This window comes from Streptomyces sp. NPDC088706, from assembly GCF_044752765.1.
In the GTDB taxonomy this organism is placed as follows: Bacteria; Actinomycetota; Actinomycetes; order Streptomycetales; family Streptomycetaceae; genus Streptomyces.
Map to the genome: position 1 here is coordinate 136,960 of NZ_JBIVLW010000014.1, position 14,110 is coordinate 151,069.

Annotated in this window: 16 protein-coding genes; 8 read left to right on the forward strand and 8 right to left on the reverse strand. The window is 71.1% G+C overall.

Features of this window, described 5'->3' with window-relative positions:
• Positions 1-218 precede the first annotated feature (218 nt).
• Positions 219-1,148, reverse strand: a complete 930-nt coding sequence (locus ACIQAK_RS26190) for a phosphatidylinositol-specific phospholipase C (protein ID WP_366391492.1) — start codon at positions 1,146-1,148, stop codon at positions 219-221.
• 117 nt (positions 1,149-1,265) lie between these two features.
• Positions 1,266-2,396: an alkene reductase gene (locus tag ACIQAK_RS26195; RefSeq protein ID WP_366391491.1), complete on the reverse strand. Its 1,131-nt coding sequence runs from the start codon at positions 2,394-2,396 to the stop codon at positions 1,266-1,268.
• A gap of 138 nt (positions 2,397-2,534) precedes the next feature.
• On the opposite strand from ACIQAK_RS26195, the gene ACIQAK_RS26200 reads away from it, so the two are divergent.
• The gene (locus ACIQAK_RS26200; RefSeq protein ID WP_366391490.1) at positions 2,535-2,912 is read left to right on the forward strand and encodes a MerR family transcriptional regulator; all 378 of its coding nucleotides are present in this window, start codon (positions 2,535-2,537) and stop codon (positions 2,910-2,912) included.
• A 59-nt stretch (positions 2,913-2,971) separates the two neighbouring features.
• Here ACIQAK_RS26200 and ACIQAK_RS26205 read toward each other — a convergent pair whose 3' ends face one another.
• The 4 genes from ACIQAK_RS26205 to ACIQAK_RS26220 all read right to left on the reverse strand — a co-directional run bounded on the left by ACIQAK_RS26205 (position 2,972) and on the right by ACIQAK_RS26220 (position 5,145).
• On the reverse strand, positions 2,972-3,313 hold the full coding sequence (locus ACIQAK_RS26205; protein ID WP_366391489.1) for a cupin domain-containing protein: 342 nt from the start codon (positions 3,311-3,313) through the stop codon (positions 2,972-2,974).
• A gap of 70 nt (positions 3,314-3,383) precedes the next feature.
• Complete coding sequence (locus ACIQAK_RS26210) at positions 3,384-3,800, reverse strand: hypothetical protein (RefSeq protein WP_366391488.1); 417 nt, start codon at positions 3,798-3,800, stop codon at positions 3,384-3,386.
• 286 nt (positions 3,801-4,086) lie between these two features.
• Complete coding sequence (locus tag ACIQAK_RS26215; protein ID WP_093691088.1) at positions 4,087-4,281, reverse strand: DUF397 domain-containing protein; 195 nt, start codon at positions 4,279-4,281, stop codon at positions 4,087-4,089.
• A 12-nt stretch (positions 4,282-4,293) separates the two neighbouring features.
• Positions 4,294-5,145: a DUF5753 domain-containing protein gene (locus ACIQAK_RS26220; RefSeq protein ID WP_366391487.1), complete on the reverse strand. Its 852-nt coding sequence runs from the start codon at positions 5,143-5,145 to the stop codon at positions 4,294-4,296.
• A gap of 247 nt (positions 5,146-5,392) precedes the next feature.
• Here ACIQAK_RS26220 and ACIQAK_RS26225 point away from each other — a divergent pair, with 247 nt between their 5' ends.
• Positions 5,393-5,854 (forward strand): ATP-binding protein, encoded by a 462-nt coding sequence (locus tag ACIQAK_RS26225; protein WP_366391486.1) that lies wholly within the window; start codon positions 5,393-5,395, stop codon positions 5,852-5,854.
• A complete protein-coding gene (locus ACIQAK_RS26230; RefSeq protein ID WP_366391485.1) occupies positions 5,851-6,018 on the forward strand; it encodes a hypothetical protein in 168 nt (55 codons plus the stop codon). The genes ACIQAK_RS26225 and ACIQAK_RS26230 overlap by 4 nt, the downstream gene beginning before the upstream one ends.
• A gap of 16 nt (positions 6,019-6,034) precedes the next feature.
• Here the strand turns inward: ACIQAK_RS26230 and ACIQAK_RS26235 are convergent, their stop codons facing one another.
• Together ACIQAK_RS26235 and ACIQAK_RS26240 are read right to left on the reverse strand one after the other, a co-directional pair.
• On the reverse strand, positions 6,035-7,198 hold the full coding sequence (locus tag ACIQAK_RS26235; RefSeq protein WP_366391484.1) for a methyltransferase domain-containing protein: 1,164 nt from the start codon (positions 7,196-7,198) through the stop codon (positions 6,035-6,037).
• 397 nt (positions 7,199-7,595) lie between these two features.
• On the reverse strand, positions 7,596-9,419 hold the full coding sequence (locus tag ACIQAK_RS26240) for a bifunctional metallophosphatase/5'-nucleotidase (protein ID WP_366391483.1): 1,824 nt from the start codon (positions 9,417-9,419) through the stop codon (positions 7,596-7,598).
• Between the two features lie 254 nt (positions 9,420-9,673).
• Here ACIQAK_RS26240 and mshD point away from each other — a divergent pair, with 254 nt between their 5' ends.
• The 5 genes from mshD to ACIQAK_RS26265 all read left to right on the forward strand — a co-directional run bounded on the left by mshD (position 9,674) and on the right by ACIQAK_RS26265 (position 13,822).
• A complete protein-coding gene (mshD, locus tag ACIQAK_RS26245; protein WP_366391482.1) occupies positions 9,674-10,597 on the forward strand; it encodes a mycothiol synthase in 924 nt (307 codons plus the stop codon).
• Positions 10,598-11,084: 487 nt separating this feature from the next.
• Positions 11,085-11,408, forward strand: a complete 324-nt coding sequence (locus ACIQAK_RS26250) for a MerR family transcriptional regulator (protein ID WP_366391481.1) — start codon at positions 11,085-11,087, stop codon at positions 11,406-11,408.
• Between the two features lie 94 nt (positions 11,409-11,502).
• Complete coding sequence (locus tag ACIQAK_RS26255; RefSeq protein WP_366391480.1) at positions 11,503-11,916, forward strand: GntR family transcriptional regulator; 414 nt, start codon at positions 11,503-11,505, stop codon at positions 11,914-11,916.
• The gene (locus tag ACIQAK_RS26260; protein ID WP_366391479.1) at positions 11,916-12,827 is read left to right on the forward strand and encodes an ABC transporter ATP-binding protein; all 912 of its coding nucleotides are present in this window, start codon (positions 11,916-11,918) and stop codon (positions 12,825-12,827) included. Before ACIQAK_RS26255 ends, ACIQAK_RS26260 begins: the two co-directional genes overlap by 1 nt.
• Positions 12,824-13,822: an ABC transporter permease gene (locus ACIQAK_RS26265; RefSeq protein WP_366391478.1), complete on the forward strand. Its 999-nt coding sequence runs from the start codon at positions 12,824-12,826 to the stop codon at positions 13,820-13,822. The genes ACIQAK_RS26260 and ACIQAK_RS26265 overlap by 4 nt, the downstream gene beginning before the upstream one ends.
• The last annotated feature ends 288 nt before the right edge of the window (positions 13,823-14,110 follow it).

Genomic DNA, 14,110 nt, shown 5'->3' on the forward strand with positions numbered 1-14,110 from the left:
GCCGGGGGATGTCCCCGTCCGGTCGCCCTCCTGGTACCCCTCGGTGCCCGGTCCCCGGGAGTAGAGGCCCTGCGGCCACACCCAGGCGTGCGCGTCGTCCGGCACGTCCGGCGACGCGTCAACCCGGACCGCCCCACGTCCTGGATCCCGCCCTTGACGATGATCGCCGTGCCCGCCCGCTCGGGCTTCCCCTCCACGCACGGGCTGTCGTGCTGCCCTCACCCCACCGGGTTGTGCCGGATCAGCGACTCCACCAGCCCGCCCCGCTGGTTCGGGTAGTCCAGCGGAACGATGCCGAGGCCCGTCCACCCGGCGGTCTCGGAGCGCTGCAGGAAGGCGTGCACCTGTGGGTTGAGGCGGTCGGCGTTCCAGCGGGGCGGCATCAGGGCGGCGGTGGACACGTAGTTCATGAAGAACTTGCCCGACTGCTGGGCGGCCCTACGGAACTGGGCCTCGACCTTGGGGTACTTGGCGAACGGCTCCGCCATGTAGTCGTCCTGGATGTCGAAGAGGGCCGGGTCGCCGTACCGCACCCCGGGCAGCCCGCCGTTGTCGGCCAGCAGCACCACCTTGCCCCGGGCCCCGCCGAGGGAGGGCAGCGTGGAGTCCAGCCGGAACAGCGACCGCCATCCCCGTACGTCCAGGTAGTCGTCGAAGATCGCCCGGAACGCGGCGTCGCTCCCGGAGGAGTACTCCTGCTTGACCCGCATCAGCACGGTCTCGCTCGGCCGCGCGGCCAGGAAGTCCCGGCAGGCGATGAGGACATCGCCGAACATCATGTTCTGGAACGCGGCCCCGTGGTGGATGGCGAACGAGCCTCCGGTGATCCGGCACCGTACGTCGAGGAAGCGCACCCCGCTCTGCAACTGCTGGGCGATCGTGGTGTTCTGGCACTCCGCCCACGGCCCCCCGAACCGTGCGCCCGAGTCGTGCGTACCCGGGATCGTGAGCCGCTGGAGCGCGGTGGCGTCGGGCAGGCCGCCCATCCAGTCCTGCGTCCCGAGGACCGCCCGCTTCCGGGTGGCGGCGACGGCCGGCGCGGCCCCGATGACGGCGGTGGCGGAGACGGCGAGCGCTCCGGCCAGGAAGCCTCTGCGGGTGGGCAAGGGGGCGTCGTACGTCACAGGGGACTTGGCGGTGGTGGACATGGGGGCGCCTCCAAGGGTCGTGGGGGGCAAGCCCTAGGATTCTGACGCGCACACGTCACTCCGGGAAGAGGGCGGGCCCCCCGGACCCGCGCCTCCCTCCCCTGTTGCGGCGCGGGCTCAACCCGCGTGCCGGTACGCCGGGTACGTGACGTACCCCGTGTCGCCTCCCTGGAAGTAGGTGGCCGCGTCCTCCGGGGCGAGCGGCAGCCCGGCACGCAGCCGTTCGACCAGGTCGGGGTTGGCGATGAAGGCCCGGCCGAAGCTGATGAGGTCCGCACCCAGCCCGAGCCAGCGGTCCGCGTCCGGGCGCTCGGCCCGCCGCTCCCCCATCGGCAGCACCGGGTTCATGACCAGGGTGCCGGGCCAGGCCCGGCGCAGGTCCACCAGTGTGTCCTGGTCGACGGTCGCCTCCAGGTGCACGTACGCGAGCTCCAGACGGGCCAGCTCCCCGAGCAGTACGGCATAGAGCTCGGGTACGTCCTTCTCCTCGACGCCCCAGAACGTCCCGCCCGGCGAGAGCCGGATGCCGGTCCGTGCCGCGCCCACCGCCTCGACGGTCGCCTCCACCGCCTCGACGGCGAATCGTACGCGGTTGGCGACGGACCCGCCGTAACGGTCGCTCCGCAGGTTGGCGTTGGAGGAGAGGAACTGGGAGATCAAGTAGCCGTTGGCGCCGTGCAGTTCGACCCCGTCGAACCCGGCCTCGACGGCCCGGCGGGCGGCCGACGCGTACGACCGCGCGTGCTCGGGGACCTCGGCGGTCTCCAGGGCGCGGGGCATCGGGGCGGTCTGGGGACCGGTGGGCGTGAACACCTCACCGACGGCCGGTACGGCGGACGGCCCGACCGGCACCAGCCCGGTCGTGTCCGGGTGCGAGACCCGCCCGCCGTGCATGATCTGCGCGAAGATCCGGCCCCCGTTCGCGTGGACGGCGCCAGTGACCGGCCGCCACGAGGCCACCTGCTCGTCGGTGTACAGCCCCGGCGTACCCGGGTTCGACTGCCCGATCAGGCTCGGCTGCACGCCCTCGCTCACGATGAGCCCGGCCGTGGCCCGCTGGGCGTAGTACGTCGCCATCGACGGCGTCGCCAGGCCCCCGGCGGCGGCCCGGACGCGGCTCATGGGGGCCATCACCACCCGGTTGGGGAGGGTGAGGTCACCGAGCCGGTACCTGCTGAAAAGATCGCCGGGGCGGGTGTCGCCCGAAGTACCGCTGGGAACACCGCTGGGAGCATCGATCAGGGTCATGCCGTCCGTCCTCCTCATGACGCCGTGCCCGCGAACCGGACACTGCGGTTACGCTAAAACCTGACATCAATGTCAGGGGCAAGCGCCGCAGGTCACAGGCCCGCCCGGCGGTACGACACGGCGAAGAGGACGGACGGCATGCGCATCGGGGAACTCGCCAAGGCCGCGGGCGTCAGCGTCCGGTCCCTGCGCTACTACGAGGAGCAGGGCCTGCTCACCAGCGCCCGCAGCCCCAGCGGGCAGCGGCAGTTCCGGGACGCCGACGTCGACCGGGTCGGCTTCATCCAGCGGCTCTACGCGGCGGGCCTGTCCAGCCGGACCATCATGGAGCTGCTGCCCTGTGTGGACGACCCGAGCGAGGCGACGTCCGACGCCGCCATGGAGCGGATGGAGCAGGAGCGGGAGCGCCTCTCCGCCCACATCGAGGAGCTCGTCCGCACCCGGAACGCCCTGGACGCGCTGATGGCCACCAACCGGGCCCACCGCACGACCTTGCGGCAGGACCGGGCGGCCTGACCGGCCCGGCCGCTGCCGCCGGCTCAGGGGCCTCACGTCCCTCAGGTGCCTCAGGTGCCTCAGGCGTCCATCATCGAGATGCCGAGCATCCGGGCCCCGGTCTCCGTACGCGGGCGGTGCTCGCTCCCCGGCGCGAACACCACGTACGAGCCGGGCCCATGACGCTCACCACCGTCGATCACCTCGCCGCTCAGGACGAAGTACCGCTCCTCGGTGGGGTGTTCATCGACCTCGGGCCACTCCGTGCCCGCGGCGAAGTCGATCAGCCAGCCCCGCGCGTAGGCGGTGGAGGGCAGCTTGCGGCGCAGGATGCCGGGGGAGACCTCGTGCGGGTCCACGTCATCGATGTGGACGACGGTCTTGAGGGTGTTCTCCGTGCGGGTAGGTGTCTCGTTGCGCATGGCCCCACCCTGTCGCGGAACGGGCGGCCGGGCGAGCATCACACGCGGGACGGGCCCGGGACGTCCACGGTCAACGGCCGTGCCGACAGCACGCGCACACGCCGCACGGCGCGTCCTTCGCCGACAGCTCCGCCGCCAGGACCTCCGGTTCGGCGGGCAGCACGAGGCGCGGGCGGACGACCCACTCGCTCCACCCGTCCCCGTGCCGCAACGAGAACCCGCAGGTACGGCCTCCGCACAGGGCGCCGAGAGCCCGGACCCGGCCCACCCCCACGGCCCACCCCAGCTCCGGGCGCTGCCCCTGCGGTAACTCGGCCAGCAGGGCTCGCGCCTCGTCACGGACGCGCTGGATCGCCAGCTCGGGCGTGGCAGCGGAGTACCGCGCGAAGCAGTCAGGCTGGTGGCGATCCTCCGATGCGTAGGTGGAGCGCTCGCACCAGTAGGCGTACGACGCCGAGTTGGCGGGTTCAGGGATGTGTTCGAACATGGCGCGGCCTCCTGGCGTGAGACCAGGAACGCCCCCTGACCACGGCCGGCGTGACGAGCCGGGGAGAGGGGGCGCCCTGGATCGCGACTCCCCCAACGGGCGCAGACGGCAGGAGAGTTGGCCGCCGTGTGACGAGGCGGCTCATCAGGAAGCTAGCGTGTCGTGCGGATGCGTATCAAGTGTTTGACTTCTAACGAGTGATTCTGGTCGGACAAACAAGTGATACAAAAGGGGAGCGGCCCCCACCTGCGCCGATGGGGACCGCTCGCCGCCTGAGCGCAGAAGCTCAGGCGAAGTCGTCGAACTCGCCTTCCTTCGCACCGCCCAGGAACGCCCGGAGCTTGGCCCGCGTCGTGCGGACGATGACGTCGGGGTTGTCGCTCTCACGCAGCAGGATCTCGCCGCCGTGCTCGGCCAGCTCCAGGCAGGCACTACCCTCGGCGTTTGACGACTTCGACGACTTGCGCCACTGAATTTCCACGTACTTCACGCCTCACACTTGTTGTGCGACCTCACGAATGAAGTCTCTTGACTGTCGCGGATCAAGAGACAGCCCCTCGATCCGATCCATCGCCGCTCGATAGTTCGCCAGACGCGTCTCGGCGTCCAGGAACGCAGACCCGGTGGCCGTGTCCGTCAGAACGGTATCCAACTGCGGAACAGGTCCGTAGACATACTGCGTCGAGCTTCCGGCCTCCGGAAAGCCGCCGACAGCGAAGGGGACCACCCGAACGGCGACATTGTCGCGTTCCGACTCACCCAGCAAGTACTCCAACTGGCCGCGCGCGACACCGGAGTCGCCGTACGTCATCCGCAGCGCCGCCTCATGAATGAGGAACGTGCAGGTCGGCGGGTTCTGCCGGTCGAGGACATCTCGTCGCTTGAGCCGGTGGGACAGATGGCGCCTCTGCCTAGCTGGGGCCGGGGGCGGAACGGTCTCCGCGAGTACCGCACGGGCGTAATCCTCGGTCTGGAGCAGCCCAGGCATATGCATGATCTGCACCGCCCTGATACCCACCGCATGATGCTCCAGCTCGGCCAGATCCATCGCCTCGCAGGTGAGGTCGTTGCGGTAGTCCTCCCACCAGCCCCGACCCCGCTCCTCCGCCATCGCGGCGAGTGCATTTACATACGCTTCATCAGGGCACGCATAGCCGGCCGCCCAGTTACGGACCCGGTCACCGCTCACACCGAAGCGCCCCGACTCCGTGTTGCTGATGGTGGTGCGCTCCGTACTGAGCAGGGCAGCGGCCTCAGCAAGTGCCAGCCCCGCACTCTGCCGCATCTTGCGTAGCTCGGCGCCTACGCGACGCTGTCGCGCCGTGGGCGCCTTCCTCGGTGGCATCGGCCTCTCCTCTTGTCGCCTCACAGTGTGACCGGCGCCCTCACGGTAATCCATTCGGTCACTTAAGTTGCCATCTAGGTACGACAATTGCGACTCACCGCTATGGTCGTACCCAGCACCGCGCCTCACCTCGGCGAATCGAAGTGGGGCTGCACCGGCGCGCGTTGAGGCGTGCACCCGTACAGCCCCGCCACGGGCGAGATATCGCGCACCAGTTCGCAGAACCGGACCGCATGGGGAGAACGACATGACCGCTGCAACCCCAACTCCCGTACAGCCCAACCCCCTCGGTGGCGAGAGCTACCGCCTCACCCTGCCCAACACCGCCGCCGCGCCCAGAATCGCGCGGGACTTCCTCACCTCGCTGCTGGGCGTCAGCCGGCACCTCGGGCTGGTCGACGACGCCCGGGTCTGCGTCACCGAGCTGGTGACCAACGCCCACTGCCACACCCGTACGCCGCTGATCCGGGTCCACGTGGCCGTCAACCGGAAGCGGGTCACCGTCGCCGTTTCGGATGACGGTGGGCCCGTGCACGAGGCGTTCGGCGTGCTCGGGGCTACCACGGCAGGGCCCGAGCAGGAGCACGGGCGCGGGCTCGCCCTCGTGGAGAGCCTTGCCCTGGCGTGGGGGACGGGGAGCGGGGGCGACCAGCATCCTGGGCGCACAGTCGTCTGGTTCACGCTCGGGCGGCCGGAGTTGACGACGTGAGCCTCACGGCGTGGGGCTTTCCGGTCGTCGCCCTGGTCGTCGGGGCGCTCGCCGCCGGGATCGCGCTCGGGCCCGGACCCAGCCGCACGGCGCGTCCAGGACGCGCCCGGCCCCGTACGGGACAGGACCGCACCGGGGGCGAGCCCCTGAACCAGCGCCGTTAGCCGGCAGGGGCCGCGTTCAGTCGCCGATGCCCCGGCCTCGCTGTGCATCGGTGAGAGAGGAGAGGCCGTGTTCCGGGGTGTCCAGCCAGACCTCCTGCCCGTGCGCGGTGACGGACAGACCGGCCCGGTCGCGGGACGGGCGACCGAGGGCGTCCCAGGTCCGGTAGGCCGCTTCGGCTTCGTCCCAGAGTTTGCGGGGCCCGTACTGTGCGACGGCGTACTCGCAGCCGTCGGGTGTGTAGTCGGCGGAGGCCCAGGACCTCTGGTCGTCCGCCAGAATCCAGAGGGTCATCTCGCCGCTGCCGTCGTCCGCGGGGATGGGCAGGTGCCATGCGTCGGGCAGGGCAAGGCCGGTGTAGAACAGGGCGTCGGGGTCCTGTGCGAGCCGCAGAGGCGAGATGCCGGTCGTGGTGGCGTCGGCGGCCTCGCGGTGATGCAGGAAGTCGTCGAGGAAGCCTCGGGCCGGGCGCGGGTTGCGGGACCGCATGAAGGCCGGGTAGCCGGTGAACCTCCCGTCCGCCCGGCCGCCCCGGACATCGAGTACCGCGAAGGAGTGGGGGAAGAAGGACCCGCCCCAGGGGGCGACGATCCGGCCATGCGGGTCCGCCACCTGTTCCACCCAGGCATAGGGGATCGCCGTGACCGCGTAGGTGGCGATGACGCCCTGGTAGGGGGCCCCGGCCGGCCAGCCCTGTTCACCGTCGCCCTGGACGACGAGCGGGGAGAGGTTGGCCGCCAGGGCGTTCTTGGCCGCCTGCTCGGCGAGTACGGGATCGATCTCGACGGAGACGACGCGGTGGGAGCCGACGCGGTGGGCGAGCCACGCCGCGTTGAGGCCGGTGCCGGATCCCAGTTCCAGGATTCGGTCGGTGGCCTGCACGTCGAGCAGCGACAGCATCTCCAGCATGACGGACGGCTGCGAGCTGGATGACGTCGGCAACCGGTACTCATCCGGTCCCGTCGGGCGCCCGTCGTTGATCTGGGTGGTCACGGACACGTCGCCGTAGGCCAGCTCCAGCCACCTCGCCGGGGAGGTGGCGCGGGAGACGAGCTCGTCCCCGACCTCGATCTCGTCGGGCAGGAACAGCTCCCGCCGCACGGAAACCACAGCGTCTCCCCACGGGCCGAGGGGCGTTCCCTTCTCGCGGAGGACATCCAGCAGGCCTGCGGGTGAACTCACGGCCCGGTCACTTCTTCTTCGGCGGATTGCTCACCGGCCCGCTCCACTGACCGTCCGACTCCTTCGGTGACTGCTTCTTGTCACCCTCGGAGCCGCCCTTGCCGTCGCCGTGCTGCCCCATCGCATCTCTCCTCGCGCCTCACACCGTCGGGAAGGTTACGCTGAGCATTCTCCTCGCGCCGGAGAGTGCCTGCCAGGCGGAGTTGAGCCATCCTTGGCGTCCCGCGCTGACGCCGGTTCCGGAGCCGGTCGAGGGCACGGCGACGGGCCGCAGCCCGGCACGCGGCCACGTACGTACGCGTGACGTCACCCCGCGTACGACGCCCTGAACCGCCCTCGTGGAAGACGTGAGGGGCGGCAGGCCCACCGGCCCGCCGCCCCCGTTCCCGTGGGGGAGTTACTGCACGACCGTGATCCGGTCCGTCGCCGGCGGGGCCAGCGGGGCAGCGGCCGTGGAGTGGGCCGCCAGGTAGGCGTTGAACAGGTCCAGGTCGGACGGGCCGACCAGCTTGTTCTTGCCCTGGCCGAGGGCCGGGAAGCCGTCACCGCCGCCCGCGAGGAACTCGTTCATCGCGACGCGGTAGGTGCGCGCCGGGTCGATCGCCGCGCCGTTCAGCTTGATGCTGTCGGTGACCACGCGGGCCGCGCCGGTCTTCGTCAGGTCGAGGGTGTAGGTGAGGCCCTTGGAGACCTGGAGGATCTTCGGGCTGGCCTCGTTGGCGCCGCTGACCTGCTGCTGGAGCGCGGTGACCAGCTGGGCGCCGGTCAGGTCGACCACGTTCATCATGTTGGTGAACGGCTGCACGGTGAACGCCTCGCCGTACGTGACGACCCCGTCGCCCTCACTGCCGGACGCCTTGTGCACCAGGTCCGCGCGGATGCCGCCCGGGTTCATGAACGCGACTTCCGCGCCGCCCTTGTCGGCCGGGGCGAGGCCTTCGAGCTGGGCGTCGGCGATGACGTTGCCGAGCGGCTTCTCGGGGGCCGTGGAGCCGCGGCCGTTGATGTCGGCGCTGATCCAGCCCTGCGGCCGGTTGGCGATCGGGGCCGCCAGCTTGTTCCAGCGCTCGATCAGGCTCGTCATGTCGGTGGCCTTGGGCTGGTCCCGGGTCACGACGTGGTTCGCGGACTTCACCGACGTACGGACGATGTCGTTCGTGCGGCGGTCGTAGGTGAGCGTGGTGTCCGTGTAGAGCTTGCCGAACGACGAGGCCGAGGTGACCATGCGCGGCTTGCCCGCCGGGTCCGGGACGGTGCACACGTACGCCTGGTGGGTGTGGCCCGTGACCAGGGCGTCCACCTTCGGCGTGATGCCCTTGGCTATGCCGACGATCGGGCCGGAGATGCCGTCACCCGCGCCGGGGCTGTCGCAGTCGTAGTTGTACGAGGTGGAGGCCGGGGCCCCGCCCTCGTGGATCAGGGCCACGATGGACTTGACGCCCTTGCGGTCCAGCTCACGCGCGTACTTGTTGATCGTCTCGACCTCGTCGTGGAACTTGAGGCCCTTGACCCCGTTCGCGGTGACGATGTCCGGCGTGCCCTCCAGGGTCACCCCGATGAAGCCGATCTTGACGCCGTTCCTCTTCCAGACCGTGTACGGCTTGAGCAGCGGCTTGCCGGTCTTCTCCTTGGTGACGTTGGCCGCCAGGTAGGGGAAGTCCGCGCCCTTGAACTTCCTGCCTTTCTCGTAACAGCCCTCGACCGGGTGGCAGCCGCCGTTCTGGAGGCGGGCCAGCTCGGTCGCGCCCTCGTCGAACTCGTGGTTGCCGACCGCCGAGACGTCCAGGTCGAGCTTGTTGAGCGCCTCGATCGTCGGCTCGTCGTGGAAGAGGCCCGACAGCAGCGGGCTCGCGCCGACCATGTCACCGCCGGCCGCCGTGACGGAGTACGGGTTGGCCTTGCGCGCGGTGCGCAGCGAGGTGGCCAGGTACTCGACGCCACCGGCCGGGATCGCCTTCACCGTGCCGTCGGGCTGCGTCTGGGAGACGTTGCCGGCGGAACCGGCCGGCGGCTCCAGGTTGCCGTGCAGGTCGTTGAAGGACAGCAACTGCACGTCCACGGTACGAGGCTTGTGCCCGTGCCCGTGCCCGTGCCCGTGCCCGTGGCCTCGGTCCTGGGCGCCGGCCGGCATCGCGGCGACGAGGGCGCCCACGGTGGCCAGACCGGCGGCGGCGGCGAGCATCCGCCGGGCCGCGCGGTTCTTCTGTGGAGTCGCTGACATCGGTCCCCTTGTGGTGTCAGTGGTGTCACTGGTGTCACACGTCTGGAATCCTGCGTGCCGCAGCCTAGAGTCAACGCGCGTAGCGCAACAGGTGTTCGGGGTTACGACCTGGTTGCCATACACCGAAATGGTTCGCCGGAACCACCCTGAAGCCCCCATATCGCCCGTACGGCTCATTTGCGTCCGCACCCCGCACCCTCCCGGCCCCGGCAGCCACCCCCGCCCGCGCCCCCGCTCCCCGTACGCTCGTCCCCATGACGACTGACGCACCCCTCCCCTCCCCCGGACGCGAGATTCAGGCCCTCGACGCGCTCGACCCCGCCCAGGCCGACGCCGTCCTCGAACTCCTCGGTGAGGCGGCCCGGTTCGACGGCAGGCAGGCGGTCTCCGAGCAGGGCAGGCTCCGGATCCGGGGCGGACACCGCGTCGGTGTACGCCACTTCCTGCTCACCGCCGACGGGAGCCTCGCCGGTTACGCGCAGTTGGAGGACACCGACCCCGTCGAGGCCCCGGCCGCCGAGCTCGTCGTCCACCCCGAGCGGCGCGGCACCGGCAACGGGCGGGCCCTGGGCGCCGCGCTCCTGGCCGCGACCGGCAAGCGGCTGCGGGTCTGGGCGCACGGCGGCAGCTCGGCGGCCCGGCACCTGGCCCAGGTCCTCGGCCTCTCCCTCTTCCGCGAGCTGCGCCAGCTCCGGCGGAGCCTGATTCCGCTCGACCTCGCGGAAGCCGTACTGCCCGGGGGCGTCACCGTACGGACCTTCGAGCCCGGCCGCGACGACGCCGCCTGGCTCGCCGTGAACCGCGCCGCCTTCGCCCACCACCCCGAGCAGGGCTCCCTGACCCAGCAGGACCTGGACGACCGCGAGGCGGAGCCCTGGTTCGACCCGAAGGGGTTCTTCCTGGCCGAGCGGGACGGCGCACTCGTCGGCTTCCACTGGACGAAGGTGCACGCCGAGGAGCGGCTGGGCGAGGTGTACGTCGTCGGCGTACTGCCCGACGCGCAGGGCGGCGGCCTCGGCAAGGCCCTGACCGCGATCGGCCTGCACCACCTGGCCGCCGAGGGGCTGCCCACCGCGATGCTCTACGTCGACGCGGACAACACGGCGGCCGTGACGGTGTACGAGCGGATCGGCTTCACCACCCACGAGGTGGACCTGATGTACCGCACCGAGTCCTGAACCTCGCACCTCCACCTTGAAGAAAATCTGTCGTGGCGGCGGTAGACATCTCGCATCCGGTGGGTCTAGTGTTTTTCTCGTAGCCGGACAGCGAGGACGGCACGGCAGTGGAGTGGTGGAGCCGGAAACGGTGGGTTCCTCCGCTGATTGCCGGGCCGGGTGGCCCCCAGGGGCCGCGCAGCGGTACTCCGACCTGTCCGTCCGAATGAACCCAACCGAACGAGGTAAGGAGCAGACGCCATCAGGATCGCCCGGGCGAGGCACACACCGCTCGGGTACCGCAGGCCCCAGATCGGAAGGTGGTCCCCGGTCACGCATCCGCGATCCCCGCTCTCCCGCCCTCACCGGCGGACCGGCGGAAAAAGAAGGCCGACATAAGCCAGTCGGCAGATGGTGTTGAAGCTCGGGGCCCGAGTGCCGGATGGCACTCGGGCCCCCCGACGTGTCCCCACGCCGAAAACGACGTGCCCCCGAAAGAAGAGGTGCTATGCCCCCTAGCGGTACCCGCCCCACCGACAACCTGGACGATGACGACTACCCCGCCTTCACCATGGGCCGGGCGGCCGAGATGCTCTCCACCACGCCCGCCTTCCTCCGCGCACTCGGCGAGAACCGCCTGATCACCCCCCTGCGCTCCGAAGGCGGCCACCGCCGCTACTCCCGCTACCAGCTGCGCATCGCCGCCCGCGCCCGGGAGCTCGTGGACCAGGGCACCAAGATCGAGGACGCCTGCCGCATCGTCATCCTTGAGGACCAGCTCGAAGAGGCCCAGCGCATCAACGAGGAACTGCGTTCCGCGCGGACGCGGTAGACCTCCCCCGGACACGCACAGGGGCGGCGTCAGTTGACGCCGCCCCTTCTTTGGCCCACCCTTTCACTACTCAATTAGTGAAAGGGTGGTGACCATGGCAGGATCCGCAGCGGTCGAGTTCCGTATCGACCGGCGCAGCGGCGTCGCCACCTACCTCCAGATCGTCCAGCAGACGAAGCAGGCCCTGCGCCTGGGCGTACTGGAGCCGGGGGACCGGCTGCCCACCGCCCGCGAGGTCGTCGAGGCCACCGCCATCAACCCGAACACCGTCCTCAAGGCGTACCGGGAGCTGGAGCGCGAGGGCCTCGTCGAGGCCCGGCGCGGCCTCGGCACCTTCGTCCGCCGGACACTCGGAGGCGCGGCCGAAGCCTCCGCCTCCGACTCGCCGCTGCGCACCGAGCTCGCCGACTGGGCCCGCCGGGCACGGTCGGCCGGGCTGGAGAAGGACGACGTCAGCGCACTCTTCATGGCCGTACTGGACAGCACGTACAAGGGGGACCAGGACTGATGACAGGTGCTGTGATCGAGGCCCGCGGCCTCACCATGACCTACGGGCGAAGAGGGGGCGCGCGCACGGCCCTGGACGGGTGCTCCTTCCGCCTGCCCGCCGGGCGCGTCTGCGCCCTCGTCGGCCCCAACGGGGCGGGAAAGTCCACCCTGTTGAACCTGGCGGCGGGTCTGGCCCGGCCGAGCGCCGGGTCCCTCGGCGTCCTCGGTTCCGCCGACCCCTCCGCCGTACGCGAGCGCATCGCCTACGTGCCCCAGGACAAGCCGCTCCACCCGCAGCTCACCGTGGCCGACACGCTGTGGGCCGGCGGCGAGCTCAACCCCGGGCGCTGGGACCCCGCCGTCGCCGACCGGATCGCCGGGAAGCTGCCGCGTGCCGCCCGTGTCCGTACGCTCTCCGGCGGTCAGCGGACCCGGCTCGCACTGGCCCTCGCGCTCGGCAAGCGGCCCGAACTGATGCTGCTGGACGAGCCGATGGGCGACCTCGACCCCCTCGCCCGGCACGAGTTGATGGGCGTGCTGATGGCGGAGACCGCCGAGCACGGCACCACCATCGTGATGTCCTCGCACATCCTCACCGAGCTGGAGGGCGCCTGCGACTTCCTGCTGTTCGTCGACGGCGGCCGGGTCCGGCTCGGCGGCGAGGTCGAGGACATCGTCTCCGCCCACGCCCTGGTCACCGGGCAGACCGGCCACGAACTGGCCCCGCACACCGTCGTCGAAGCCCGTACGACGGGACGTCAGCTCACCGCCCTCGTACGGAAGGAGGGCCCTGTGGACGAGTCCCTCTGGGCCGTCACCGAGCCCTCGCTGGAGGAACTCCTGCTCGCCCACCTCCGCTCCCCGGACGCCCCGCCGCTGCTCACCCCGAGCGCGTCGGCCGGGACGCGTGGGGCGGTGGTGCCGGCGTGAGCACCCCGACACTGGACCGCACCGCCCCCGCGGCGGGCCGCTCCTCCCTGCGCGGGCCCGTACGCGTACTGCTGCGCCTGCACCGCAAGGCTCTCTGGGCGGCGGCCGGCCTCCTGATCCTCGGTATCGCCTTCGTCGTGGCGCTCCGGCTCTGGATGGCGTTCGAGAAGGCGCTGTGTCCCGACGGCGACATCACCCCGTGCGGCGACGGCATCTACCAGGCCAGCTACGCCCGTACGTCCGCCGAGGTCTTCCTCGCGGACGGCGGCACCGCGCTGCTCGTCCTGGCGGCGCTCGTCGGCCTCTTCGTGGCGGGACCGCTGGTCGCCCGCGAGCTGGAGAGCGGTACCTTCCGGCTGGCGTGGGCCCAGTCGGTCTCTCCCGCGCGCTGGCTCGCCGCCCGGCTGGCCGTGCCCGCGGCCCTGGTGGTGACCGGCCTGGCGGTCCTGATCGTCGTCTACCGCTGGGGGCTGCGGGCGCTCCGGGGATTTCCCTACTCGTTCGGACCCCACTGGTACGACAACGGTGCGTTCCCGGGCACCGGGCCCGCCATCCTCGGTTACGGGCTGCTGGCCGTGGCGGTCGGCGCGCTGTGTGCGCTCCTCGTCCGCCGCACGCTGCTGTCCATGACACTGAGCGCCCTCGTGCTCGGGACGGTCGCCATCGGCCTGGGCATGCGGAGGTACGTGCTGTGGCCGACGTCTCTCCGGACGGGCGGCGCCCCCGTGACGTACAGCAGCGGCGACTGGCTGATCGAGTCGGGCATGCTCACCGACTCGGGCCGGAAGCTGTACTGGCAGGACTGCTACGACGCCGGCCTGAGGGACAACGCCGAGGCCTGCATGCGCAGCCGGGGAGGCGTCAGCCACTTCGGCGAGTACCACCCCACCTCGCACTACTGGCCCCTCCAGCTCGTCGAGACCGGCATCCTGCTCGCCCTCGCCGCGCTCGCCGTGTTCGCCGCCTTCCGGGTCCTGCGCCGCCTGCACGGCTGAGCCGCAAGCCGCCGACTTCGCCGTCCGGGCCCTACGAGGGGAGGGCCCGGGCGGCGATCCCATGACGTCCCCAGCGGGCCCCGGGGCGGGCGATGGTCACATACAGTGACCGCGCGACCGACCCGCAGGCACACCGCTTCCTGTACGTCATGTCGCCGTTACCGGCCATTCAGACGCCCTTGCGACCCTCACGGGATGCAGCCAGCTCTGCCAGCCCCCCGCCGCGACGGGAGCGGCCGGGGTAACGCCCCGACCGGCTCCCCCGGCCGAGACCCCGGGTTTCCCGGG

What these genes read in the sequence shown, in the direction of transcription:
- mshD (WP_366391482.1), top strand. Translation starts at nt 9,674, where the DNA reads ATGACGACTGACGCACCCCTCCCCTCCCCCGGACGCGAGATTCAGGCC.
- ACIQAK_RS26195 (WP_366391491.1), bottom strand. Translation starts at nt 2,396, where the DNA reads ATGACCCTGATCGATGCTCCCAGCGGTGTTCCCAGCGGTACTTCGGGC.
- ACIQAK_RS26210 (WP_366391488.1), bottom strand. Translation starts at nt 3,800, where the DNA reads ATGTTCGAACACATCCCTGAACCCGCCAACTCGGCGTCGTACGCCTAC.
- ACIQAK_RS26250 (WP_366391481.1), top strand. Translation starts at nt 11,085, where the DNA reads ATGCCCCCTAGCGGTACCCGCCCCACCGACAACCTGGACGATGACGAC.
- ACIQAK_RS26260 (WP_366391479.1), top strand. Translation starts at nt 11,916, where the DNA reads ATGACAGGTGCTGTGATCGAGGCCCGCGGCCTCACCATGACCTACGGG.
- ACIQAK_RS26200 (WP_366391490.1), top strand. Translation starts at nt 2,535, where the DNA reads ATGCGCATCGGGGAACTCGCCAAGGCCGCGGGCGTCAGCGTCCGGTCC.
- ACIQAK_RS26205 (WP_366391489.1), bottom strand. Translation starts at nt 3,313, where the DNA reads ATGCGCAACGAGACACCTACCCGCACGGAGAACACCCTCAAGACCGTC.
- ACIQAK_RS26220 (WP_366391487.1), bottom strand. Translation starts at nt 5,145, where the DNA reads ATGCCACCGAGGAAGGCGCCCACGGCGCGACAGCGTCGCGTAGGCGCC.
- ACIQAK_RS26190 (WP_366391492.1), bottom strand. Translation starts at nt 1,148, where the DNA reads ATGTCCACCACCGCCAAGTCCCCTGTGACGTACGACGCCCCCTTGCCC.
- ACIQAK_RS26240 (WP_366391483.1), bottom strand. Translation starts at nt 9,419, where the DNA reads ATGTCAGCGACTCCACAGAAGAACCGCGCGGCCCGGCGGATGCTCGCC.
- ACIQAK_RS26255 (WP_366391480.1), top strand. Translation starts at nt 11,503, where the DNA reads ATGGCAGGATCCGCAGCGGTCGAGTTCCGTATCGACCGGCGCAGCGGC.
- ACIQAK_RS26225 (WP_366391486.1), top strand. Translation starts at nt 5,393, where the DNA reads ATGACCGCTGCAACCCCAACTCCCGTACAGCCCAACCCCCTCGGTGGC.